This window comes from Shewanella algae, from assembly GCF_009183365.2.
Classification (GTDB): Bacteria; Pseudomonadota; Gammaproteobacteria; order Enterobacterales; family Shewanellaceae; genus Shewanella; species Shewanella algae.
Genome location: NZ_CP068230.1, coordinates 888435 through 914436, shown reverse-complemented (window position 1 = coordinate 914436; position 26002 = coordinate 888435). Strand labels below are relative to the sequence as shown.

The following is a 26002-nucleotide window of genomic DNA, read 5'->3' as shown; positions in this document are numbered from 1 at the left end:
TTACCTCTGCTAGTGATAGACTTCCACATCGTAAATTGCATCGATATAAATAACCGGCGTTATTTCTGAGATGATCTTTTCAGCCTTTTTTTTGGCAACTGAAATTTCCTCATCGGTCACTGGCGTCCCCCCCTTATTGATATCATCTATAATGATAAAGTCTATATTTCTTTTCCTGTAATACTTTTCAGCAGCATATATATAGGATAAAGCAACCAGCATTTCATCCCGATTCGTTCCTTTAAGCCACTCTTTAGTATTCACGTGGATAATGGCATTTAAGGAGTTAAAACCTAAATGAAATGCTCTTTTGGCATAATAATTAGCCATCTCAAAGCCGATAACTTTATAGAAAATACCTGCCAGTATGTCCATTGCCGGTGCAAAGTTATCATTGGCCGCCATTTTGAGTAGAGTCACCACCTTGGCTGCATCGGCTTCGTTGAGTTCACCAGCCTCATAAGCCCGGCCATATTTATGCGCCTGGCTAACCATAGGGGCATAATACTTCTGCTTGGCCGCTTCTGCCGCCCTGTCGGCATTCATGGAGGCTGCATAACGACTCAGTACATCATCGGGGTTGGCTTGCAAGCGCTGTAGGAAAGCTTCCCGCGCCTTGTCTGCCCAGGCGTCGTCGCAGTATTGGCCTAAATACCACTCACAATTTTGCAGGGTTTCTCCCGCCGGTACCAAGCGCCGCATCGCATAGGGATTTCCTTGCTGAGCCGCTTTGTTAATCCACTCTACAGCTGAAGCAGTACCGTATACACCGGCGCCCATATTGGTCAGTCCATACCATAACATGGCACCTATGTTCCCTTCCTCAGCCATCTTACCGAAAACCTCAACGGCAATATCATCCTTACCCTCCTGCAACGCCTTTAAACCGGCAAACAAAGAATCACCGGGTTTGACCAAACTACTGGCATAGATGTCCGGATTGGGCTGGCTCTCGGCAGCCAAAGCCAGTAACTCATCATTTTCAATAATCGCAGCATGTTGGCTGGGTTGTGTACTCTGGCCGCCATATAGCGATAACCCGAGCAAGCATATCAATAACACCAATGCTGCAATGATTAATTTATGGGTTTTATTAAATTTTGATCTTTGAATCTGCACCATCAAAGCAAGCCCTCTATTTTCTTTGTTCTGGAAGGGGCAGGTAGGGTATCCAACTCAGTCAGACTCCAAGTTCTTTGCTTGAACTTGCCATCTCGCCCGCGTTCAAGCCTGGCCAAGTTTTCTGCCTCGATGACGGATTCTTGCAGAGTCTGGTATTTTTGGCTATCGGGATCGACTATTTTGGCATCGACCATGGCCTGTAACCCTTCGGGGGTTAAATAACAGCCATAGGCACTCTTACGCTTTGGTTTGCCATCACGACCAATCCCTGGCTCATCCCATTCGTTGGAATACCAACACATCCCACTACACAGCAGACCAATATATTTATTAAACTCACCTTGAACGACCTTTATATCCTGTTCGTCTATTTGGCCATCAATCTTGGAGAAAAAGTGAGCTAACTTTAACCAGTTATCTAGTACTCTTTGCCAACGCCTGAGATAAGAGGCCGCCTCCTGGCCCTCCTTCACTCCCATTAACTCCAGCGCCTTGGTAAATTGGCGGCGGCGCAATACAACCTCCCTTGTATCGTCTCCCGGTTGCAGTTGCTGCATAATAAACAACAATGCTTCAGCTTGAGTGCCACTACTCTTGCCCCCAGGCATTGCAATCAAGGCATCAAAGAGCGGCGCCAAAGATTCTGGAGGTAGATTAAGCAACCAACTCTGCATTTTTTTCTGCTTGTCCACCTTCAAAATATTTTTAGCGATGATAGGCGCATAATCTTCCTGAGTCGACTTATGCAGCCAATCTGCGTAAACCCTTGGAGGGAATAGTAATATATCGGCCAGACTGAGCCCTGTGGCGATTGCCAAGGTCAATCTTTGGTTGAGTATATAAAAAAGCTTGGAGTCTTCATCGTCAAAGACGGCCAGGCGACTAAAGCCACTCTGCTTTAGCATGTTCAACAAACAGCCAACAAAAAGATCTGTACTGAAAGGGTCGATTGCAATATTCAAGCTGCCCTTTACCCCAGGGCCACAAACGACCTTGGCGCCGACGACCAAGAAGAAACAACCCGCGTCATAGCCCAAACGAAATGTCCCTTCAACACCAATACCTATCCCTGCAGCGCCGCCGGCAGTTATTGAACCGAGCTTTCGCCACTGATTGGTGTTTAATTGCCCCTTATCTTGCTTCGTCTCTTTCGCTTCCTTCTCTTGCGTCTTATCAAGAACATCGGAAGACATTGGGGGTTTCCAATGAACTTCTCCTGTTACCGTGCCGCCGACTTCTGCACCGGCAAACAGTTCCGCAGTGGCTCCGGCCTGGGCGGCCCCTTCTATAACATTCTCAGGCCCCTCGGCCTTTATTTTCGAACGATTATAACCCGATGGCCGAAACGCCGAGCCTTTAACACCTACATCATTTCCATCTGCACTGGGACCTATGCTGATGTTTGTAGCCAAATTCAAACTGGCTGCTATAAGGCCGTATGTGGTTACCTGTAGCCAAAAACAAATTTCACCGGCTTGATACAGTTGCTTGACTTCATTACCTGACTTGCGTGCAATATAGGGAAAATCAAGCTGTAACCCTTTCACTGGCATGGGGTTATAAGGCACATAAGCGTTCCCGGGAGCCTTATTTCCCAAGGGGAACCAGGCACTGAAACCCAATTGTGCTCTGGCCAGATCCAGAGATAGATTAAGCGCAGTGTCTCCACTGAGTCTTTTGGCTACTTCAGAACCTTGGATAGCCAACCCCGGAGCCGTTAAAGAACTGCTTGCCGATGAGGTGAAACGCATAAGTTGGGCATCAGCGGAAACAGTATAGCCATCCATACTGGTGTTGGATTGGTAGGCCCAATCCTTGCCCAGTAAAGAATGCTCATTTTGAAAATGAATCAAGGACATATCGAGAGAAAGTTGTTTATTCTCAGAAATTTGATTCATAAACTTCTTGTATGCATCTTTAGGCAGTCGGACTTTTGTCTGTTTGACTGTCTCGACCACATCCTTGGGAAATTGGTTCAGCGTAGGTTCTTTCTGCTGCGCTTCAACCGCATTTAATTCGTCACGCTCCTCCTTGGATTCAACCGCTTTGGTTGAGGCTGATAAGGCCACCCGCTGAGAAATGTCTTTAACATGCCCCTTACCTGAACTAACCAGGTGCTTTTCCGAGGATGCGGGTAGCAACCAAGATGGGGTTCTGAGGTAGAAAGGGGTACCTTCATCTCCTTCTGAGAGCAGATAACATTCAACAACCCTGAGATCATTGTTATCAGGCAGATTCATTATCATGCCCGGGTGTTTTACGGCAGGTCTCCAGTCTTCAAAATTCCAAAGCACTGAATAGGATTTCTTGTTGACTTTCTTACTGATATTGCTCACATCGCCCTTTTGAGCTCTGGAGTTTGCAAGCGTCTTCCAGTAATCCATTCGAACTTTACAGGCCTTCTTGATTAACAAGGGTTTTTCAAAGAAATCCGGAATGGATTCCAGTTTTATCTGCCGTAGGTCTTTAACTTGCTTCTCCCAAAAAGCATCCAGCTTAATATCCAGAGCTACCGTATCCCAATAGCCCCACTGAAAACCGCCACTCTCCATGAAAGCCTTGAGCCAGACATAGTCATCCGATTGCTCAAAATGCTTTTGTTTTCGATCCTTCTGTAACAGCTCAAAAAGAAGTTCTACCTGTTCATTATTCAGTTCATCATCGCCAAAAAATGATGAACGCCGAACATTCACAACAGCATTATATTTTTTTGAATACTGCCTATATGAAGAAAACATCTCTTTATATAGATTATTATTATTCAGCTCTTCTAATGTAAGACATTGTTCCTTGAGGACCATACCGGAAAGATTAAACATCAAAAGATTCCAGTAAAAACCATATTTCCTAGTATCATAGCCTAAAGAACCACTAAGATTACTTAATTTAGACCAGGAAGTTTCTGACTCATTAAAAATATCATCATACTGAAAAAACTCTTCTCCCCAGAAATAATTAACTGTTTTAGCAGCCTCACTATCACTTTGAGAAGTTAATGACTTATACTCAAATCCCAAAGTGCGTTTCAGACTGCTAACATAGAGACCTACATTCTTCTCTTTATCACTGGTAAAATAATCCAAATTTTCATCATAAATAAACTTAGTGCCATCATCGGTTTCCCAACCATTGGCCTGTTTTTTGGCTTTATCTTCCAGCTTTTTGCATTCAGCCAACACATATTCTTTCAGTTCTAATTCAATTTTCTTTCTGGCCTCGCCCAAGACATATTGGATATTCAAGCTATCCAAAGAGCCTGATGGGTAATGATTAGCCGCTCTTACGCGCAGCTCAACCTCACTCTTGATAAAGGAATGTTTAGCCAGCAACTCAAAGCCTACGCTGCGAGCATAATCATCCAACTCATTAAGTTCAGCTTTTACCCAGAGTCCCAGCCCTTGGGTCCATTTGAGCAACCATAATGTTTTGTACCTTTCTTTATCTGCCGCATCAGAAAGAAATATCTCATACGGTAAATAGTCATAACGAGAGAGCAACCCAAGCTCATTGAGCTTTTGCAGCATCTTTTCATTAAAGTCGGGCGCATTGATATCCATGTCACTGAGTTGCAAATGCTGTCTTTCTTGCTTGAGTCTTTCTAACGCTTCAGAGGTCAGAGCATACCAATAGCGCTTCCCATCCTTTGGATGATTTGGCACATAGAGTACGTCTTCATACTCCACATAGGCACCTTCACAGGTTGTAATTCCTTTTCCACAGGCCCCATCCTCTGGAGGCGTAACGGTAGGCAGATGCTTGTTGACGTCAATTGGTACGACTTCATACTTCCAACTGATGAATTTATTCTGCAGCTCCAGAGTATTCATGTTCGCCAATTCGGCATAATCCATTTTGTGATAGTCGGCCAACATTCTCAGGCATTCATCCTGGACGTTTTGGCAGGCCCTAAGTGCCAAGTTATCTTTATGATTCATTTAACTAAATCCATTTACTAAAAACCGCTGAATTAAAGCTATAGCTTTCAACGGCTTTGGGTGTGTGTTTCAGAGACCTGATTTCGCCCTGCTGGGAGACCCACCAAAGCGCCGAGACCGGCCCCAGAAGGGTGTCCCTATCATCGGCATCCAGTTCAGAGTACAAGGGGTCCAGCGTTTGATTGCTGTAATATCTGAAGATGGTCTGGCGCCCCAGGATCCTGGGCTGTAACAGGGCCAGCAAGTGTTGTTTCAGTGTGTCGAACGCCCCGGTCTGGCTGGCAAAAATCACCGCCGAGCTGCGCCAGAGGGAGTCATTTTGCCATATGGACAACAGGCTGCTGTCGTGGCGCAAACGAAAGATGACCGGGCTCTGTGGCATCAGGTAGGCAAATGGACTATTGATGAAGAGATCGGCCAATTCGGGAGCCGCTTCATGTTGATAAGCCAGCTGCATCACCTTGGGATAACGAATTTTGTCGGTCAGCATCCAATACTCGACACCGGCCAATTCAGGCAGTAACTCACTCATGGCCCATTACCCCTTGTGCTTCAAGCAAGGGCAATCTTCCAGAGGACAACTGCCATCGGTTTGCTTTTGGCACAAGCGAGCCACGGCGACATTGTTGTAGGAGAGCATTTCCATGCTGGCGGGAGCCAATTGCAGAGGTAAGGGATTAGGAAGCTCGGCAGCGGCCACTTCTCCCGGAAGCTCCGGCGCTTTGCCGCTATAACCACTGCCTGATGCTGCGCCGCCGCCGGCATTAAGGTTGATCCCTGGGCCGGAAAGATGCACCCCGGCCGGGTCCACTTTGACAAAACTGCCACCGGCTTTGACTGTGATTTCAGAGGAAGACTCCAACACCACCTTTTGCCCCGCCTTGATATGAATTTCATCACCGGTTTCATTGACCCACACGGAGCCGGCTTTTAGATGTAAGCTGCCATCCACTATCAGGCTCTTGTCGCCCGTGACCTGCTGACGGGACTCGCCCAACACCGTCAGGTGGTCGTTGCCGCCGATGCGGCTGCGCCTTTCATTGTCCACATCCAGGTGGTTGTCGTGCTTGATATGCTCGTGCCTGTCATTCTCGGTCAGTAAGTTCAGGTCTTTCTGCGCATGCAGGTAAATCTCCTCTTCCCCCGCTTCATCCTCAAACCTCAGCTCATTGCTGCCCTCGCCCTTGTGGCTCTGGGTCTTCAGCACAGTGCGGGTCTTGTGGGCCGGCAGCGCGTAAGGCACCTGGTTCACCGCATGGAAGGCCCGGCCGGTGATGATGGGTTGGTCCGGGTCGCCGTCCAGAAACGACACTATCACTTCATGCCCTATCCGCGGCAGTGCCATAAAGCCATACTGACCACCGGCCCAGCCCTGGCTGACCCGTATCCAGCAACTGCCGTGCTCGTCACCCCTGGCATATCTGTCCCAGGGGAACTGCACCTTCACCCGGCCGTATTCGTCACAAAATATCTCTTCATCCTTCGGCCCCACCACGGTCGCTATCTGCGGCCCCGCCATCTGTGGTTTGGCTTTCGGCTCCGCCTGCCATTGCATGGAGGATGGCACCGCCACTATCTCGTTACTGTAAGTCGTGCCGCGGCTGTTGTTGTCCTCTTCCGCCGCATTGCCCTGCTCGCCTGTGTGGCTGACAGCCACTATTACCCATTCGCGATTAAGGCTCGCATCCGGGTGTTCGCTCAGGGCAAACTTCTGCCCGCTCAACGCCTGCAGTTGGTCACTCTTGAGCAGCAGCTGTTCGCTCTCCCGTCTCAGTCCCGCCAGGCGCACCTTGCTGAACAGTTTGCCGTCGGCATCGTCCTTGTAGCGCCCCGGGTAGTCGAAGTGTTCATAGCCGCTCTGTTGCCAGTCTGCATCCTCTGTGCTCGGTTGCAGGAAGCTGTAGGCCGGTTTGCGGAAGCTGTAGTCCTTGAGGGTGGCCCCGCTCTCGGCACGGCGGTGGCGGTATTCGGCGCTGCGGACACTCGCCTGCTCGGCGCGTCCTCCCGCCAGGGCGTTGTAAGGGTAGCTGTGGGGGCTCAGGCTCAGTTTGTCCAGTGCATCGCACAGCACCAGGGTATGTTTGTCGCTGCTGTGCTCGAAGTAGTAGAACAGTCCCGCTTCGCGGGTCAGGCGTTCGAAGAAGTCAAAGTCGCTCTCGCCATACTGCACGCAGTATTCCCGTTTGCGGCTTTCATGGCGCGGGTCACAGCGAAAGGCGTAATCGGTAATGCCCATTTCACCGAACAGTACCGCGATGATGTCGGTCAGGCTCTTTTCCTGGAAGATGCGGCTGTTGCGCCGCAGTTGCAGGCGGCTCAGGGCCGGCTCCAGTCTCAGCCGGTAGCGGGTCTGTCTATGGCCGCTGTCGCCGCGGCCAAAGCGGCTTACTATGCCGTGCAATTCTCGCTGGCATTCGCCGTCCTGCCACCAACTCAGTACCCCGCTCTGGTCCACCAAGTCGCTCGCCTTTATATCGTCCCGGCGACTCAGCAACTCAAGCTCTACCACATAAGGACTCGACAGCGATTCTTTCAGCTTGAACGACAGCACCGACAGGCTATCCTCTGCCAAACTGCCCGCCTTGAATCCAAAACGCATGCCGCTCCCTTGATGACTCATCTTCGCTGTCCTTATTGTCCCTGTCCTTTCGCGGTACTCTTGCTGTCTGAGCTCTTGCTGTCTGAGCCCCGGCTTCCCTTGTTTTAGGGGAAGGCGTTGAGCTCCGCTCGCTGAGTGCCGTTTTGCTCTTGGTTTAAATGCGATTGACTCGAATGTCTGTTGAATGTCCGTTTAGCCGAATTGCACCAAAAGCCATTGGCCTGCTCTCTGGCTCTCAATCAACCGTTTACACTGTCAGTTGACGTCCCCGCCAGAAAACACCCCAATGGCAAACAGCCACCGCAAGGCGGTGGCTGACACACACTATCAGGCTTCGATGGGCTTGCGCCAGTCATCCGCACCTGAAGTACCGGCACTCACGTGGTCCCAGTCTATCTTGCGATAGGCCATTGACACCTCAACCAATTGAGTGAAATCCGCCTTGTTCGGGTCCTGGCAGTGTGGCATGTGGCAGTTGATGTCCACTATCGTCGCACCTTCAAGCTTGGTAGTGAAGAAGTGCTCCTGCTTGCCCTCGATAGAGGTGCGGTACCACTTCAACTCAACCTTGTTCAGCTTCTCACCGGATGACAGCGAGTTGTACATCAAAGGCACTGCCTTGTTCAGCGCCACGGTGAACTTGAACGGCTTGTGCACCCGCTGACCCGAAGGCATACCTGACTGTGGGTCGGTCGGCACTGTCACCACATGGTTGAATTCCTGAACCAGCATCTCGTCTTCATGACCTTCCACAAAGATGTCGCCCACTGACTCGGCTGTAAACGCGCCTGCGGTGATGTTGCCCTGGGTTTGACCTTCGATGGAGATATAACATGGTGTTGGCATGGTTAATTCCTTTTACTGTTGAATGAGTGATAAAACCTCATCACCCAATGCCAGAAGCATGCCAAATCGTAAGCCACTGTTTTACAACGACATCCAAACCCACCCCCACTCTCCGGGCAATTTCTTGCCCGAACCCGGGCAATTTTTTGCTCGCCGGGCAAATTCTTGCCCGAAAGAGTGGCCTGAAAGAGTGGCCCAAGGAATAAGCTGAAGTCGATTGGATTTTGTGTACATTAAAAAGAAATGAATGGATAAAAAAACAGCAAGCCTTAGCTTGCTGTTTTTTTATCCCTATGAATCGCTTGAATGAGAGTCGCTTAAACGGAATTTCAAGCGGCGCAGGCGATACCGGGATCGGAAAGCAACATAACGGCGCTGCGCCCCAGGAGATCGTTGATCATCTGCTCGCCCTTTTCACCCAGCTCTATCTGGGCATTTTCCCTGGCCATGGCCACGGCGCGAAACAGGGTTATCTCAGGATTGTTGTGTCCGCAGAGACTAAAGAAGAGTCTCAATACTGCCCTGTGCTCTGCTTGTTGCAGCGCTTGCATCCAGGATTTTTCGAGTGCTTCAACACTGGAAAAATCCAGAGCGGCCAAAAACAGCCGACCAATGCGCACATCCAACCTGGCAAGAAAATCGATTTTGCGCGGAAAATGGTGACTGATCCCCGTGCGGCTAATCCCCGTTGCTTCTGAAAGAGTTGTGTAAGACATAGCCTCAAAACCAATAGTTAAGATTTGTTTGAGAGCTTCGTCCATAATCTGATTGATAGTCAGCTCAGTCTGAGCCTTTGAACGCTTGGCCATTCTTGTCTGCCTCTTATCCCCGTTGTTTTTATTGCCAACGAGCTTATCAAAGGCATAGAGAGAATACTGCCAAAAAGAGGGGTGTTAACAGCGTTTTTCACTTTTGTTCAGCAAGGGTTCAGCTAGGACAGCTGAAAAAAAGCCTTATTTGTCACATTATTGCAACATTTTTTCTTTAACCAACCAACGATTGGCCATTTCAGTTCCCACCAACTGTTTCAGAGTGGGTTGCAGCACTTTGCCCAGTTGCTCACGACGCCAAAACATATAGCCAGGAAGGGTTTGCCGACCAGCCCGGTTAAAGAGATGCTGCAGCAAGCTGGAAAACTCTGCCACTTCACCTGGAGAATAATGGCGGATCTCTGGATAAAAACTGAGCACAAATGTAGCAAAATCAGCAAATTCCGCGATTTGTTTCAGATCATACTTATTTAACACTTGTATCAGATAAAGTGGGCTCCAATGTGACAAATTGCCGATATCGGAAAATACTGCCAGGTTACGACGGTGGTATTGTTGCCACACAAGTTCCAGACTGTTCCATTCTTTAGCACAACGCCAAGCGAGATAAGTATCAGCCAACCACTCGTGGTCCAATTCAGACAACTCAGTAGGCAGAATGTTTCCCTGCAAGCGCTTTACTTCCAGATGCCCCAATTCATGCCACAGGGTTAGTTGCGGCTGATGCTGCAACAGCATTTCATGGTTTTGGCCGTTCCAGATAGCAGTTTGACTTTGTGGGAGATAGTGCGGCACCCAGAGAACCATACCGGCAACGCTATCATCTTCGACGGGCAGAGACATGGCGCCTCTCATTCCCAGTGCATCGAAGAAAGCCTTTTGAGACAGGGGCAGTTGTTGTTTGACTCTATCGGGGAGTTGTTGCAGACACAGTGGCAGTTCCGATGGCGGGCATATCAAGGCTTGTTTTGGACCTACATCAGCCCAAAACACGCTTCCCGATAGCAGCGCCGCCATCAACATCAGGGCTTGGCCATAATATTCTGAATAATGGCGGTGGTGGAGATACCATCTTCGAATCCCAGCACCTTGACACTGCCACCGGCGGCGATCACCTCTTCACCTCCGGCTATCTCCTCCACCCGGTAGTCGCCCCCCTTGACCAGGAGATCCGGCAGCAATCTAGAGATCACTCGCTGCGGTGTATCTTCACTGAAAGGCACCACCCAATCGACAGCGGCCAGCCCCGCCAGTACTGTCATTCGCCGCTCAAGACTATTGACCGGACGCCCCTCGCCTTTGAGCCGTTTAACCGAAGCGTCATCATTGACCGCCACAATCAATCTATCGCCCAAGGCACGGGCTTCTTTGAGGTAACTGACGTGCCCGGCATGGAGTATGTCAAAGCAACCATTGGTCATCACCACCCGCTCACCTCTGAGCTTGGCTTGCTGCATGGCGTACAGCAGTTGATCTTCGCTGACCACACCAAAGCCTGACTCTCCCTGATGTTGAGCCAGGGCCTCGATGAGTTCAATGCGGCTGATGGTGGAAGTGCCCAGTTTACCAACCACCACACCGGCGGCGGTATTGGCAATGGCACAGGCTTGCGGCAGGTCGCTGCCGGCCGCCAAAGCTGTGGCGAGTGCCGAGATCACAGTATCTCCGGCGCCGGTCACATCATAGACTTCCCGTGCCACTGTAGGGATATGCAGCTCATCCCCTTCGCTGGTGATCAGTGTCATGCCCTTTTCAGAGCGGGTAACCAGAATCGCTCCCAGTTGATGCTTGCTAATCAAAGCCTGGGCCTTGGCCGCCAGATCGGCTTCCGAGCTGACAGTACCCACCACAGCCTCAAACTCACTCATGTTGGGAGTAATTAAACTGGCACCGGCATAACGGCCGAAATCGCTGCCCTTGGGGTCCACCAAGACACTGATCCCCTTGGCTCTGGCCTTGGCGATAAAGGCCTGAGGCTCAAAGATGGCACCCTTGGCATAGTCAGACAGCACCAGCACCTTGCAATCGTCCAGTAGAGCTTCACTCTGCGCCAATAGCGCCTGACTCTGCTCCTGGGCAAAGGTCTCTTCGAAATCCAAGCGGATAAGCTGTTGGTTACGACTCAGTACCCGCAATTTGGTGATTGTGGGTTTATCTTCAACCGTCAGCCACTTAGGCTCCACACCTAGAGTACTGACACCTGTATTCAGGGCCGATGCGGCTTCATCGGCTCCGACAATACCGGCCAGTTGCACCGAGCCGCCCAGCGCTGCGATATTCAGCGCCACGTTGGCTGCTCCGCCGGGCCTATCCTCTATCTGATTGATACGTACCACAGGTACAGGCGCCTCGGGTGAAATACGGCCGGTTGGGCCAACCCAGTAACGGTCGAGCATCACATCACCAACCACCAGAACCTTGGCTTTTTCAAATGGGGGCAGAGTTACCTTCATAACGGACTTGTCTTATTAGGCAAAATAAACCCCGATTGTACCTAATTTTCACACTGAATTGGGTTAGAATATGCGGTAATTTTTCCTGTAAACGGGTTTATCGTTTTGGTAGAGAAAGCACAATTTTCCGCTCACTTGTATCACCCTAAATTCTGGTTGCTGTGGCTGGCTGTCGGTCTGGCCAGACTGACCCTCCTGCTGCCTCTCAAGTGGCAGATGAAGCTTGGCAGTGGCATAGGTCTGCTGGCAATGAAGCTGGCCGGAAGCCGGGTTAACACCGCCAAACGCAACCTGGAGTTGTGTTTTCCACAAATGAGTGAGGCCGAGCGAGAGACGCTGCTCAGACGTAATTTCCAGGAAACCGGCAAGGCAATTTTCGACACCATCAATGCCTGGTGGTGGAGCAACGACAAAGTGCAGAAGCACATGCAGATAAAGGGCCAGGAGCATGTTGAGCAGACACTGGCCGCCGGTCAGGGGGTTATTCTGTTTGCGGTTCACTGCTTGCCGCTGGAAATGGGTGCAAGAATATTTGGCCAATTTCAGCCCGGGGTTGGTGTGTACCGCCCCCACAACAACCCTGTAATGGAATATCTGCAGGTGAAGGGCCGTTTGCGTTCAAACAAGGCGCTGGTTCCCAAGCGGGATCTTAGGCAGATGGTGCGTTGCCTGCGTAACCCTGATGTCATTTGGTACACAGCAGATCAGGACTTTGGCCGCTCCAGCGCCATCTTTATCCCCTTCTTCGCCGTTCCCGATGCTGCCACCATCACCGGCGGCACCACCTTGGCCAAGCTGGGTAAAGCCAAAGTGCTGCCCTTCTTTGTTGAGCGCAACGCCGACGATACGGGTTACAACATAGAGATCCAGGCGCCGCTGGATAACTTCCCCGGCGAAAATGAGGTGGAAGACGCCAAACGCGGTAACGGCATTGTCGAACAGTTGATCAGCCGTAACCCGGCGCAGTACATGTGGCTGCACCGCAGGTTCAAGACCCGCCCCAATGAGAGTGATCCCTCGCTCTATTGAGAAAGTAGCCGTAAAAATGCCGACTCAAGGTCGGCATTTCTTCGTTCTTCGCTTTTTTCAGTCTTCAGAGGGCAATCTCAAACCAACCCGGCTGACTGTCCCTTCCTGCACCTCGGCGACAATCCAGTCCAGCCCTTGCCAGAGGAATTGATCCCCCACTACAGGGTGACTGCCGAGTTGCTGTAGCAGTAAGTCGGCAACTCGCATCTGCTCATATTCGGGTTCCAGCTGCATGCCGTAAATCGGTGCCATATCGGCCAGCATCACATCCACTGAAATAAAGAAATCACCAAAGAAGCGGGGCGCCTCGCGTTTTTCTGGCGCCTCACTGAAAAGCTGACTCAGAGGCTCTAAATCGTCCTCTTGCCCCAGCACACAAAGAATGTCATCGGCCATCAGCCTGGTACTCCCCGAAGGGTGCAACAGTTCGTTATTGCGAAATACGGCGGCAATCCGGGTTCCCGCCGGCATGGCAAGACGCCTCAGAGGCTCACCGATACACCATTTGTTTTCACTGAGGCGATAGACAAATATCTCCCATTCACTGGTGGGATAAATTTCCACACCAGCGCGGGAAATAGGTGCCGGTTTGGGTGGCAACTCCACCTTGGCCAGCTGCGCCGCCTTGGACAAGGTACTGCCCTGCAGCAGCAAGGAAACCATCACCACGAAGAAGGCCAGGTTGAAGTAAAGCTGCGCTTGTGGCAGCCCCGCCATCATGGGAAATACCGCCAGAATAATGGGCACAGCGCCGCGCAGCCCGACCCAGGAGATAAACCATCTGTCTCTGTCATGGAAACTGCGAAACGGTAGCAAACTGAGCCAAACCGCAATCGGCCGCGCCAGAAAGATCATCCCGAACGCCAGTGCCAAACCCGGTAAGGCGATATCTTTCAGATCCGATGGCGTCAGCAAGAGTCCCAGTACCAGGAACATGCCTATCTGACTGAGCCAGGTCATACCATCGAGCACGTTGAGAATCGAGTGTTTGCCACGGGTCGCCTTGTTACCGAGAAATAGACCCACCAGATAAATAGACAGAATACCACTGCCTCCCAGGGCATTGGAGATGGCGAAGATCATCAGTCCGCCACTCAGCACCAAAATGGAGTAGAGGCCTTCCGGCAATTGATTGCGATTGATAACCTGCCACAACAGCCAACCGCCGCCGACACCGAGGATCCCGCCCAGGCCAAACTGTTTGATAAAGCTCAGTGCCAGATAGCTACCCGAGAGTTCATCGCCACTGCTGCCGAGAATGGCAATCAGAGTCACGGTCAAAAACACAGCCATGGGGTCGTTACAACCGGATTCGATTTCCAGTGTCGAACCGACACGCTCATTCACGTTTTTGCCCTTGAGCAGGCTAAATACCGCCGCGGCATCGGTCGAACCGACAATGGCTCCCACCAACATGCCCTGGAGTAAGTTGAGATCGAATAACCAGGCAGCCAACAAACCTGTCAGTGTGGTGGTTAACGCCACCCCAAAAGTGGCCAATGACAGAGCCGGCCACAATGCCACCCTGAAACTGGCAACCCGGGTACGCATGCCACCATCGAGCAGAATAACCGCCAGAGCCAGGTTACTGACCAAATAAGCAACTGAATAGTCATTGAATACTATGCCGCCTGGGCCATCTTCACCGGCAAAGATACCCACCGCCAGAAATACCACCAAAATAGGAATACCGAGTCGCGAAGACAATGGGCTAAGCAGCACGCTGACTGCAATAAGCAAGGCCCCGACAAGGAAAAAGCTGTTGATGATATCTGCGTTCAAATGACCCTCCAGTTGAAAATGCGGGGAAGCTAATAAAAGAGAAACCTGACTCTAACGAGACTCCGGAAAACACGTGGGTTACAGACGGGATTATATCATTAATTCGGGTTATTTTTCAGTAGAAACAGTTGACTTATTTTTACTTCCAGCGAAAAAGACCAGTAAAAGAAGCCAGGTAAACCCTTAAAAAATGGAAAATTTACCTATAAAACATCAAATCTTGACCCAAAGAAACATAAACTCAAATTAATGAAAAAAACTTTATTTTTTCAAATAACTAAAGAATTTGAAATCCAAGAATTCTCGTCAAGATATCAGCTATAGCTTTCTGGCAAACAGTCAGTGTCATAATGACAGCTGCCAATGTTAAAAAGACACTTTAAATACAATCAAAATGACACCATCAAAAACACATAAACAAGTAACATACTGATTAAATACAAGAATAAAAGTTGGCACGTTGGCTGCTCTATGTAGGAAAACCTATCAAATAGACTTTGTCAGAGGGATGCCAATGAGCAGACAAAAATTCACCCTGATCGCACTGTTACTTGTGTTGGTCGCTTCTTTCACTGTACTTCTCAGTATCGGCAGTGAAATCTATCGGGAAAAACCACCGATTGCCGATGTCTATAGCGACATCCAGGGCCAAGTGGTTTTCAGCGGCAAGGACATAGAACAAGGGCAGCTGGTTTGGCGCTCCATGGGCGGACATCAACTTGGCTCAGTCTGGGGCCATGGCGCCTATGTGGCTCCGGATTGGACCGCAGACTGGCTACACCGTGAGGCCGAAGCCTGGCTGGATATTCGCGCCAAGGAGACATACAACAAGCCTTTCAATAGCCTGGACAAGAGTACTCAGGCCGCATTGGAGCAGGCCTTAAGGGACGATTTGCGCCATAACACAGTCACTACAGACGAGAGAGGTCACACCCGGGTGGTGCTTTCCGATACCCGTATCGCCGCCATGGCGCAAGTGAGTCAGCACTATCAATCTTTGTTTGGTGACGATCCCGCGCTGAATGAGCTTCGGGAAGCCTATGCGATGAAAACCAATACCATAGGTTCTGCCGAGCGCCGTCAACAGCTCAATGCCTTCCTGTTTTGGGGCGCTTGGGCCGCAGTGACCGAGCGCCCGGATGCCAATTACAGCTACACCAATAATTGGCCCTACGATCCACAACTGGGCAATACACCGACATCAGACAATATCGTCTGGTCGATTCTGAGCATAGTGACTCTGCTGGCCGGTATCGGTGCCCTGGTTTGGTATCATGCCGCCGGCAAACATGAAGCCCTGCCAGCTCCTGCCACTGAAGATCCCCTGTTCAGACACAAACCCACCCCTTCACAAAAGGCCACGGGTAAATACTTCATTACCGCTATCGGCCTATTTCTGCTGCAAATACTGCTCGGTGGCGTCACGGCGCACTATGCGGTTGAGGGCCAGGAGTTTTACGGTATTCCCTTGAGTGAGGTCCTGCCTTATTCAGTGACCCGCACCTGGCATACTCAACTGGCAGTATTCTGGATAGCGACGGCCTGGCTCGGTACCGGGCTCTATATCGCACCGGCGCTTTCCGGCCACGAGCCCAAATATCAACGCTTCGGTGTCAACCTATTGTGGGTCGCTCTGCTGGTAGTGGTGCTGGGCTCCATGGCCGGTGAATGGCTGGGGGTACAACAATACTTCTCACTGGACAACAACTTCCTCTTCGGTCACCAGGGATATGAATACATAGATCTCGGCCGGGTTTGGCAATTGCTGCTGTTGGCCGGATTGATGATCTGGCTGGCGCTGGTGAGCCGCGCTATGTTGCCCGCCCTGAAACAGGAATCTGAGCTAAAGCCTGTGCTCTGGGTACTCTACGCCTCTTGTGTTGCTATCGGCCTCTTCTATGGTGCCGGGCTGTTTATGGGTAAACACACTAACCTTGCCATCGCCGAATATTGGCGTTGGTGGGTAGTACATCTGTGGGTTGAAGGCTTCTTTGAAACCTTTGCCACCTCGGTTATCGCCCTGATGTTTGTGCGTCTTGGCCTTATCCGTGCCCGCAGTGCCAATGGTGCGGTACTCTTCTCTACCCTGATCTTCCTGACCGGAGGCCTGATAGGCACACTGCATCACCTCTATTTCACCGGCACACCCACTTCGGTCATCGCCTGGGGCGCTATCTTCTCGGCGCTGGAAGTGGTGCCTCTGGCCCTTATCGGTTTTGAAGCGGTGGAAAGCTATCGCCTGCGCCGGGCCGCTCCCTGGATGCAACGCTATCACTGGGCCATCATGTTCTTTGTTGCCACCGCTTTCTGGAATCTGGTGGGCGCCGGTGTACTGGGCTTCCTGATCAATCCACCGATTGCCCTCTATTACATTCAAGGACTGAATACCACTGCCACCCACGCCCACGGCGCCTTTATGGGAGTCTACGGCATGTTGGGGATAGGCCTGATGTTGTTCTGCCTGTCAGGACTTGCCGGTAAACTGCGCTGGGAAGACAAGTGGCTCAAGGGGGCATTCTGGAGCCTGAATCTGGGACTGGCCGCCATGCTGTTCCTGTCATTGCTGCCGGTGGGCATAGTGCAGTTCTTTGCCGTGCTGGATCATGGCTACTGGTTTGCCCGCTCGGCAGAGGTGATCCACAGCCCGCTGGTAGAACGCCTGGTATGGATGCGGATGTTCGGTGACATCATCTTCTCCGTCGGCGGTTTATTGCTGGGCGCCTTCCTGCTGGGATTGTTGCGACAGGCGGTCAAGGCCAAACGCTTGGCCATTGCTACCAGTCACTAGCCACTCACACTGAAAAATAATGTCAAAATGACATTCCACTGTCCCTGGGGTAGACTCACCCCAGGGATTTTATTCAGGTCAGCTTATGCCACTCAGCCATTCCGATCTCACCCGTATCGCGCTGGATATCACCTCAGGTTTGCCAAACAGCGACAGATTCAGCCGTCTGCTGGCGACGGTACGGGACAATCTCCATTGTGATGCCGCCGCTCTGCTGCGATTTCAGGGCAATAGCTTTATCCCACTGGCAATCGACGGCCTCAGGGCCGATGTACTCGGTCGCAGCTTCAACATCACAGAGCACCCGAGACTGGAGGCCATCGCCCGCGCCGGCGATCTGGTGCGCTTTCCGGCAGACAGCCAATTGCCGGATCCCTACGATGGCCTGATAGCCGCCCACACAGATAAGCTCAAGGTGCATGCCTGTATCGGCCTGCCGCTGCTGGACAAGGAACAACTGATAGGCGCCTTGACCATAGATGGTCTGGACCCTTGCCAGTTCGATGATTTCAGCGATGAAGAGCTGCGAAGCCTGAGCGCCATCGCCGCCGCCTCCCTCGGCAATGCCCTGCTGCTGGATAAGTTGGAAAGCCTGTCGTTACAGAGCCAGAGTCGACCGCTGCCGGAAACCGGCCACAGTGAACTTCTGGGGGAAAGCCCGCAGATGTTGGCGCTGAAGCGGGAAATTGCCGTGGTCGCTCCCAGCGACCTGAACGTGTTGATCCTCGGTGAAACCGGCACGGGTAAGGAGCTGGTTGCCAAGGCAGTACACGCCGCCTCGCCCAGAGGCAACAAGGCTCTGGTGTACCTCAACTGCGCTGCACTGCCCGAGTCGGTCGCCGAGAGTGAACTCTTCGGTCATGTCAAAGGCGCCTTTACCGGCGCCATCAGCAATCGCGCCGGTAAGTTTGAATTGGCCGACAAGGGGACTTTGTTCCTCGACGAGATAGGCGAGCTCAGCCTACCGCTGCAGGCCAAGTTACTCAGGGTGCTGCAATACGGCGATCTGCAACGGGTTGGCGAAGACAGAAGCCTGACAGTGGATGTACGGGTTATCGCCGCCACCAATAAGGATCTCAAAACCGAGGTGGTTGAAGGCCGCTTTCGCGCCGATCTCTACCACAGGCTGAGTGTTTTCCCGCTACTTGTGCCGCCACTGAGAGAAAGGGGCCGCGACATACTGCTGCTTGCCGGGCATTTTCTTGAACGTTGCCGCAGCAAGCTGGGGCTGGAGCGCCTCAGTCTGTCCGCCGAATCGGAAGCCTGGCTGCTGGCCAACGACTGGCCCGGCAACGTCAGGGAACTGGAACACCTGTTGCACCGCGCCAGCGTGTTGGCGCGCGCCGCCAGTGACCATAACCAATGCCAGTTGCAACTGGGTGAGTTGCAGTCAAAGAGCCCCTCTCCAAGTGCACTGCCGCGCCAGTTGGACACAACAGTGCCTGCAGAAGCCATTACACTCAAGCAAGCCACAGCGGAGTTCCAAAGACAGCTGCTGCGCAGTGTGCTGGAACGGCACCAATACAACTGGGCCGCCAGTGCCCGCGAGTTGGGTGTCGACCCGGGCAACCTGCATCGACTGGCGAAACGCCTGCAACTGAAATAGTTTTTTTGCCGCAATCTGTTGAAATCTGCGCCGGAAAAGGTAAGGATGCCTGCTCGACTCTGATGCCTGAAACCATGGCGACTGACAGCGTTTAATGAAGAATAATATCCTATGACAAGAATTCCCCGCCTCGCCCTGTTACTGGGCCTGTTGCTTCCCGCCTGCCTGTCGCAGGCTGTTGAATATCCTCTGCCGCCAGAGGGCAGCAGTATCGTCGGTGACAACCAGTATTATGTGGTGCCCGATGACAAGCGCACACTGGAGAGTGTTGCCGACGAATATCAACTGGGGCTGACCAACATGACCGAGGCCAACCCAGGGGTCGACCCTTTTCTTCCCAAGCCCCGCAGCACATTGCTGATCCCTCACAAGCTGATCCTGCCGGATGCCCCCCGTAAAGGGATAGTGATCAACGTGGCCGAAATGCGCCTCTACTACTATCCCAAAGACAGCAATACGGTACAGGTCTTACCCATAGGCATAGGCCAGATAGGTCGGGATACCCCGGAAAACTGGGTGACCAAGGTTTATCGCAAACGCGCCAACCCCACCTGGACCCCAACGGCCAGGATCCGCAAGGAATATGCCGCCAACGGTATCACCCTGCCCAAGGTCTGGCCCGCAGGCCCGGATAACCCCATGGGCTTGTATGCGCTTTATATCGGTAACCTGTATGCCATTCACGGCACCAATGCCAGCTTCGGTATTGGCCTGCGTGTCAGCCAGGGTTGTGTCCGCCTGCGCAATCAGGATATCGAGCATCTGTTCAATACTGTGCCCAACGGCACCCGGGTACAGTTTGTCAATCAGCCGATAAAGGCCAGCCTGGAGCCGGATGGCGGTCGCTATCTGGAAGTGCATCAGCCGCTGTCGCGCACCGAGGCCGAGTTTGAATCCACCGCACCTGTGGTATTGAAGATGACCCCGGCCATCAGCCGCTTTATCGCCCATGCCGACACCGACTCCACCGTGCTAAAACGCCTGTTGGATGACAGAAGTGGTATTCCGACCCGCCTCAATCCCTGAAAGCCTTTCAAAAGCAAGACCCCAGCCTAGGCTGGGGTCTTGCTTTTGAGCGGTATCGCTTTTGGCTGTTACCCCTTGATGGGAGCCAACTGCTGCTGCACAAAGGCGTGCATCACGGCGCTGTTGGCCAGAATTCGCTGATCCAGATTCTGGGTTGCCGGCGTTTCACTGCAAACACCCACCTTGGCACCGGTGCGAACCAGCCAGGCCTCGAACGAAGTATCAAAGTGGTTGAAGATGACCCCGTCTTGCACCGGACAGCCATCGATATCGCCATCGGCGGCAATATCAAAGAAACGCCCCAGAGTATCACGCAGCTGCAAACTGAACTGGCCGGGTGATTGTCTGGGCTCAAAAGAATAGATATAGGTGTGCTGCTGCAACACATCCTCATGACAGGTCAATATGCCTTCGCGGCTGGCGCCCTGCAGCAGTTGGCCATATTCCAGCAGCAGCTTGCCTTCAACCGAAGGTGAACTGGCTTCGCCCTCTTTGGGCTGTAAAAACCCCCGGTTGGGGTTTTCACCGAACTTATTGAATCTGTGCCCCTTGGCAAAGCCAGTGGGGTTGACCAAAGGTAACAAGCTTAGATTAATTCGCTCGAAAATATCCTGTTGCAGTTCACTGAGGAAATGCAGCATACCCCAAGGGCCTGCAGCCTCTTCACCGTGGAATCCGGCACTGATCAACACAGAGGGCAGCTCCGCCGTCGCTGAGGGCGACTGATACAGCTCCAGTGGATAATCACCTATTTCGCCCAGCTTCTTGCGCCCCAACTGCAGACGGTCAACTTCCTGTTGCAATTGGGCATAGAAATGTTCGATATCCGTACTGTCGCAGGCAAAAATGTCTGAATGCCATTGAAAAGATGCGAAGGGGGAACGGCTCATAGTGCTTTTATGACTCAGATGAATGAAGGGCAAAGCTATAATATCAGCTTTATATAAAAACAAAATCCATCTGAGCCAATAGCGCTCAAAAGCCCTGGACTCAATCGTCGCGGGTCAGGACTTCCAGCAGTTCAATTTCAAATTCAAGATCCGAATTCGGCTTGATCAGCGTCCCAACCTGGCATTCGCCATAAGCCAGATGTGCCGGAACCTTGAGTCGGCGTTTGCCACCGACCTTCATCCCCATCAAACCCAGATCCCAGCCCTTGATCACCCGCCCTGTGCCAATGACACACTGAAAGGGACTCCCCTTATCCCAGGAAGAATCAAATTGAGTACCGTCACTCAACCAACCTCGGTAGTGAGCCGTGATAAGCGCTCCTTTCACCGCAGCTTTGCCCTGACCTTCCTCAATATCTATGATTGCCAATTCTGCCGTCATGGCTTGTTCCTCAACCTATGGTTCAAAAGGCGCATCTTATCCGTAAAAGGAACTGAACACTATTCCATGGATAGATGAAGCGGCATGGCAGGCACTTTTCCTTCAGGCTCAAGCCCTTGCTATACTGGCCGCCCGCGGCACTTATATGGCACTTAAATAACAGTCACAGGATGAGACGTCCAGAATGAAGCACACAATTTCACCCTCTGAACGCTATGCCCAAGGCCCTTGGCAGCAAGACCCCGCCCAGTTGCCTGCGCTGGCAGCGCTTGATAAGCGCTTTCAGTCGCTCGGTCAGGGAAACAAAGCCCCCGGGCTCTACCTGTGGGGGGATGTCGGCCGCGGCAAGACCATGTTGATGGATCTCTTTTTCAATGCCGTCGAGGGGCAACCCAAGCTCAGACTGCATTTTCATCACTTTATGGCCAGGGTTCACAGAGATCTGAACCGCATCAGCGGCACCCGTGAGCCTTTGGATCAGATTGCCGCCACACTGGCCAAAGAATGCCGCCTGTTATGCTTCGATGAGTTTTTCGTCTCGGATATCGGCGATGCCATTATTCTTGGACGTTTACTCGAAGGCCTGTTTAACCGTGGCGTTATGCTGGTCAGCACTTCCAATACGCCAATAGAGCGCCTCTATGAAAACGGCCTGCAGCGAGAGCGCTTTTTGCCGACTATCGACTTGTTGCAACAGAAGATGGAATCGCTGCACCTCAATGGCGAGCAGGACCATCGCCTCACCAAAGGCGCGCTCCATGCCCAGGCGGCACTTCCCCTGCTGCAGCTTGGCAATGAACCTGACTTCAGCCAGTGGTTTTCAAAAAACGCCTCGGGTCCAGGGCAACTCTGCATCATGGGCAGACCGCTTTTTTTCCAAGCTATGGAAGCCACACAATCCCTGGCCTGGTTTCGCTTCGATCAGCTCTGCGAAGGGCCGAGATCCACTCTGGATTATATGGAGCTGGCCGAAACACTGGATACTCTGCTGCTGAGCCATGTACCCAGGCTTGGCGGTGAGCGCCGCGGCTGGATCCGCGCCCGTGGCACCGAAGATGCTGCCGAAGCCGTCAGCACAGGCGATAGAAAGCTCAGTTACGCGCCGGAGGATGATGCCGCCCGGCGCTTTATCGCCCTGATAGATGAGTTTTATGACAGGGGTAAACAACTGGTGCTGCATGCCCAAGTACCACTGGAACAGCTGTATCAGGGCGGCGCCCTCAGCTTCGAGTTTCGCCGCACCTACAGTCGCTTAACCGAGATGCTGGGCAGCTCAGAGCTGGCGCCTGGCGTTATCCAATAGCCGCACTGACTCGGCCGCCTCGGTACGCATAGCGTCCAGCGCTTTGCTATCAAACAAGGTACCGCGATAGAAGAGCCCTCTTATCGATTGAGTGGCACCTATGTCCTGCAGCGGATTGTCCTGCAGCCATAGCAGTTCTGCCTTTTTGCCGACTTCAATGCTGCCATAGTCCTTGCTCTGGCCCATGAAGCGGGCGCCATTAATGGTAGCCGAGCGCAGAATATCGGCATTGTTCACCCCGGCCTGTTGCCAGAGTTGCAGCTCAGTGTGCAGCCCTTCGGCGGGGTAAACATAAGTGTTGAGCGCAGCAGAATCGCTGCCCGCCAGCAGGGTAACCCCGGCCTGCAACAGTTTTGGCAACTCGGCAGCCAGCGCTTGATAATGCTGCTTACGTGTCTGCCACTGCTGAGGTGTTTGCGCTCCCATACGCTCAATTCGCCAACGATATTTTTCGGTAAAAGCTCGGGTCAGAAACGCCATGAAAGGATCTTGGCTGTGATCTTGAGTATCGAGCCAGGCCAACTGGTGGCCGCCAATCAAGGTTGGTGTCACGGCAACGCCTTTGGCTGCCAACATGCGGTAACCCAGCTGCGCCTGCTCCGGGTCGAACCCATCACGATACGCCTGACTCGCCTGCTTAGTGCTCATACGTCCGGCCGCAACCGCAGCAGCAATTTGAGGCTCTTGGGCATTTCCCAGCCTAAGTACATATGAAGCATGTTCTATGCTGGACAGCCCGCTCTTGGCGGCTTCGAAAATGCTGACCCCATAGGGAATATGGCTGGATACCAGATGTCCACGGGCACGGGCCTCTTTGAGTGTTTCCAGATAGAGAGCCGCCGGCATGGTATTTTCAGTGATCTTGATAAAGTCGACCGCCATACTCTCAAGCTTGTCCATGCCTTGACGCATTTCGGCGCCATCGGCCACTTCCAGATCGCCATTCCAGACAGAGTCCGGACCTTCAAACTTCTGCCCGGCGCTGAAAATTTTCGGCCCCAAACGGTTACCGGACTCAATCTGTTTACGCCATAACAGCACTTCCGGCGCCAGATCGCTGGCCGCTTCACGCACCGCGGTAATGCCGTAACTTAAGTAAAGCGGCAGTAACAGGGCATTGTCCTCCACCAGTTCCCGGCCTTCGAAGTGCACATGCATGTCCCACAAAGATGGCATCAAAATGCCGCCCTGAAGATCCACAGTGCGCTCAGCCGTTAACTTGGCAGAGCTGTCTTCAATGGCGCTGATCCGCCCCTCATCGATCGTCAGTTGTTTACCTGATAGCAAACGCCCCTGCTCCACATCCAGCAAACTGAAATTGGTCAGCAGCCACTCATGGGGTTTGGCCTGCAGCGGCGGGGTAAATGATGTGGCCAAGAGACATAACAGCGACAGTTTTTTCAATGACATTCCGGCTTCCTTAATTATTATTTTAGGTCTAATAAACAAATTGTTATCAACAGTTCCAGGTATCTGGAGAGTTACAACGCAAACCTCTCCTGCCGAGGAATGATTTCGGCCTTATTGAGCATGAACCTTGGAGACTCGTTGCTGCTCATCTGTCACCCGGCGCGCAGGCAAACCTGATGGACCAAAACCAAAACAAAGCACGGTCACCACCAAGACAAACAACCAATGCAACAACCACAGTGGAGCAAAATCGGTACTGCTCTGCATCACAGGCGCTGCGCCGTCAAGCAACAAGGGCGGTAAGATCAAGGGAGGCAGCGCCGCCAGCAGGAAGCCGCCGCCCTGCACCATGGCACTGAGGCCGGCCGTCTGCTCGGCGCCGCGGTATTCTTCATGCACCAGGAGCAAGGTAAGTGAAAAGCTGCCGCCAAGCCCCACGCCAAGCAGCAGACTCCAAAGCACAGGGGCGCCCTGAGGCCACAAAGCCAAGGCCATAAAGCCTACTAATTGCGCGATAAGAGCCAACCACAACCAGGGACGGCGGTCGGCTTTTGCTTGCTTGCCGGCGAAACGACCTGCCAGCAGCGGTAACGTCAGGGCTGAAAACATCTGTGCCAGCGCCATCAGGGCCACCAGCCGCCCACTTGCAAGCTGAGACATGCCCAGTTTCTGATAGCTGAGCGGTAACCAAGCCACCAGGCTGGCATAGCCTCCATTGATAAGCCCGAAACTCAGCAACAAAGACCAGGCCTTTGCCCGGCGCCATGGCAAGCTTGGTTTAGTGGGCGCGGGATTATCCTCCCCTGATGTACTCACAATAGAGCCTTCAGTCAGAGGTGCAACTCTGGAAACAGCCGGTTGAGAGTCACGCCTGGCCAACCAAAGTGCGAGTAACAACACAGGTATGCAAGGCAGCGCCCATAATGCCAACACCGAAGCCCCCTCTGAAAACAGCGTTATCAACCAAGGAGTGACTCCAGCGCCCAGAGCGCCGCCGCCCATCAACAGCGCCGAGTATCCCCCCATTAATACCGGCAAGTGTCCGGCGAAATGCTGTTTGATAAGCCCTGGTAACTGCAGTTGCATCCAAGCTACGGCAAGCCCGGCCAGCAAGGTGGAGAGCCAAAGCAGTGGCATGGTAACTCTTGCTCTGAGTACCAGCGCCAAAGTCAGCAAGCCGAGGCTAAGAGCCACACCGGGCAAGCTGGAGAGCCTTTTAGGTAACCAAGGGGCAGTCAGCGCTCCAACCCCCATCAGCAACATGGGCATTGAGGTCAGCCATCCCAAAGCCTGCACCTCAATACCAAGCTCGCTACTGAGCTGTGCCAGCAAAGGCCCGGGCGATGTCAGAAAAGGCCTCAACGCCAGTGCACCACCAAACAATAACAGCAGCAGAGCCACTGCTTTCAGCCTGGTCAAATACGGCTGTTGGAGTGTCATTGCTCTTCGCTATCCCCAGCTGGATTTGCCTGAGCATCATGTGCCAAAGCGCCATAGAGCCAGGCAGGTTCAAAGGCGCTGTGACAACGACGAATGGTAAACCCCGGGCTCTGTGCAAGCTTTTGGCTCTCCAAACCCAGCAAACCATAGCTGGCTTCACTGGAGAATCCCCAGAATTCGGCATCGTGATTATCGAATACATAGCGTATCTCACGTATGCCTGCCATCAAGGCGGCAGCCAAACACATGGGGCAAGGGTGACCACTGGCGTAGAGCACGGCACCATCGAGTTGTGTCGTCTCTAATGACTTGGCCGCCGCACGTATGGCCTGCATTTCGGCGTGAGCCGAAGGGTCGCAGTCGGCTGCGACCCTGTTGACACCTTGTGCAATAATCTCCCCGTCTTTCAGCAACAGGGCGGCAAAGGGTCTGGCGCCGGACAGCAGATTATCTTTGGCCTTGATCACCAAGCGTTCTATTAGCTCGGCTTCTGTCAGCGGCATGCTTGTGAGTGTTGCTTTCATTCTGTGGCTTCCAGGCAAATTTTCCATCCAGTCTAAA

The 26002-nt window shown here is 52.5% G+C and carries 19 protein-coding genes; 5 read left to right on the top strand and 14 right to left on the bottom strand.

The genetic code is table 11. From position 1 onward, the window contains the following. Positions 1-9: 9 nt before the first annotated feature. The 8 genes from E1N14_RS04120 to hldE form a co-directional block, all read right to left on the bottom strand. The gene (locus E1N14_RS04120; protein ID WP_062794011.1) at positions 10-1122 is read right to left on the bottom strand and encodes a sel1 repeat family protein; all 1113 of its coding nucleotides are present in this window, start codon (positions 1120-1122) and stop codon (positions 10-12) included. Then, positions 1122-5057 (bottom strand): hypothetical protein, encoded by a 3936-nt coding sequence (locus E1N14_RS04115; protein WP_152134875.1) that lies wholly within the window; start codon positions 5055-5057, stop codon positions 1122-1124. Before E1N14_RS04115 ends, E1N14_RS04120 begins: the two co-directional genes overlap by 1 nt. A gap of 4 nt (positions 5058-5061) precedes the next feature. Next, a complete protein-coding gene (locus tag E1N14_RS04110) occupies positions 5062-5589 on the bottom strand; it encodes a DUF4123 domain-containing protein (protein ID WP_025012096.1) in 528 nt (175 codons plus the stop codon). 6 nt (positions 5590-5595) lie between these two features. Further along, positions 5596-7677: a type VI secretion system Vgr family protein gene (locus E1N14_RS04105; RefSeq protein WP_168429410.1), complete on the bottom strand. Its 2082-nt coding sequence runs from the start codon at positions 7675-7677 to the stop codon at positions 5596-5598. A gap of 306 nt (positions 7678-7983) precedes the next feature. After that, on the bottom strand, positions 7984-8502 hold the full coding sequence (locus E1N14_RS04100) for an Hcp family type VI secretion system effector (RefSeq protein WP_025890191.1): 519 nt from the start codon (positions 8500-8502) through the stop codon (positions 7984-7986). Positions 8503-8831: 329 nt separating this feature from the next. Then, a complete protein-coding gene (locus E1N14_RS04095; RefSeq protein WP_025010373.1) occupies positions 8832-9311 on the bottom strand; it encodes a TetR family transcriptional regulator in 480 nt (159 codons plus the stop codon). Between the two features lie 156 nt (positions 9312-9467). Further along, complete coding sequence (locus E1N14_RS04090) at positions 9468-10295, bottom strand: hypothetical protein (protein ID WP_051546989.1); 828 nt, start codon at positions 10293-10295, stop codon at positions 9468-9470. Further along, positions 10295-11725, bottom strand: coding sequence for a bifunctional D-glycero-beta-D-manno-heptose-7-phosphate kinase/D-glycero-beta-D-manno-heptose 1-phosphate adenylyltransferase HldE (gene hldE / locus E1N14_RS04085; protein WP_062793522.1), 1431 nt, complete (start codon positions 11723-11725; stop codon positions 10295-10297). Before hldE ends, E1N14_RS04090 begins: the two co-directional genes overlap by 1 nt. A 105-nt stretch (positions 11726-11830) precedes the next feature. Between hldE and E1N14_RS04080 the strand changes: the two genes are divergently transcribed. Continuing rightward, positions 11831-12754 (top strand): LpxL/LpxP family Kdo(2)-lipid IV(A) lauroyl/palmitoleoyl acyltransferase, encoded by a 924-nt coding sequence (locus tag E1N14_RS04080; RefSeq protein WP_025010371.1) that lies wholly within the window; start codon positions 11831-11833, stop codon positions 12752-12754. 57 nt (positions 12755-12811) lie between these two features. On the opposite strand, the gene E1N14_RS04075 is transcribed toward E1N14_RS04080, so the two are convergent. Further along, positions 12812-14536: a potassium/proton antiporter gene (locus E1N14_RS04075; RefSeq protein WP_025010370.1), complete on the bottom strand. Its 1725-nt coding sequence runs from the start codon at positions 14534-14536 to the stop codon at positions 12812-12814. A 514-nt stretch (positions 14537-15050) separates the two neighbouring features. Between E1N14_RS04075 and E1N14_RS04070 the strand changes: the two genes are divergently transcribed. The 3 genes from E1N14_RS04070 (at position 15051) to E1N14_RS04060 (ending at position 19956) form a co-directional block, all read left to right on the top strand. Beyond that, on the top strand, positions 15051-17324 hold the full coding sequence (locus E1N14_RS04070; protein ID WP_025010369.1) for a nitric-oxide reductase large subunit: 2274 nt from the start codon (positions 15051-15053) through the stop codon (positions 17322-17324). An 85-nt stretch (positions 17325-17409) separates the two neighbouring features. Continuing rightward, complete coding sequence (norR, locus tag E1N14_RS04065) at positions 17410-18930, top strand: nitric oxide reductase transcriptional regulator NorR (RefSeq protein ID WP_025010368.1); 1521 nt, start codon at positions 17410-17412, stop codon at positions 18928-18930. A 111-nt stretch (positions 18931-19041) separates the two neighbouring features. Beyond that, a complete protein-coding gene (locus E1N14_RS04060) occupies positions 19042-19956 on the top strand; it encodes a L,D-transpeptidase family protein (RefSeq protein ID WP_025890079.1) in 915 nt (304 codons plus the stop codon). Between the two features lie 68 nt (positions 19957-20024). Here the strand turns inward: E1N14_RS04060 and E1N14_RS04055 are convergent, their stop codons facing one another. Together E1N14_RS04055 and E1N14_RS04050 are read right to left on the bottom strand one after the other, a co-directional pair. Next, positions 20025-20846 (bottom strand): N-acetyl-ornithine deacetylase, encoded by an 822-nt coding sequence (locus tag E1N14_RS04055; RefSeq protein WP_025890080.1) that lies wholly within the window; start codon positions 20844-20846, stop codon positions 20025-20027. Between the two features lie 100 nt (positions 20847-20946). Next, positions 20947-21288, bottom strand: coding sequence for an FKBP-type peptidyl-prolyl cis-trans isomerase (locus tag E1N14_RS04050; protein WP_025010367.1), 342 nt, complete (start codon positions 21286-21288; stop codon positions 20947-20949). 184 nt (positions 21289-21472) lie between these two features. Between E1N14_RS04050 and zapE the strand changes: the two genes are divergently transcribed. After that, a complete protein-coding gene (gene zapE, locus E1N14_RS04045; RefSeq protein WP_062793523.1) occupies positions 21473-22591 on the top strand; it encodes a cell division protein ZapE in 1119 nt (372 codons plus the stop codon). On the opposite strand, the gene E1N14_RS04040 is transcribed toward zapE, so the two are convergent. From E1N14_RS04040 to E1N14_RS04030, 3 genes are all read right to left on the bottom strand, one after another. Continuing rightward, entirely contained in the window at positions 22562-24001 is a 1440-nt protein-coding gene (locus E1N14_RS04040) for an amidohydrolase family protein (RefSeq protein WP_025010365.1), read from the bottom strand. The two genes, zapE and E1N14_RS04040, sit on opposite strands and share 30 nt — an antisense overlap. Positions 24002-24112: 111 nt before the next feature. Next, positions 24113-25441, bottom strand: coding sequence for an MFS transporter (locus E1N14_RS04035; protein WP_062793524.1), 1329 nt, complete (start codon positions 25439-25441; stop codon positions 24113-24115). Further along, positions 25438-25965 (bottom strand): nucleoside deaminase, encoded by a 528-nt coding sequence (locus tag E1N14_RS04030; protein WP_051546982.1) that lies wholly within the window; start codon positions 25963-25965, stop codon positions 25438-25440. Before E1N14_RS04030 ends, E1N14_RS04035 begins: the two co-directional genes overlap by 4 nt. Positions 25966-26002 lie beyond the last annotated feature (37 nt).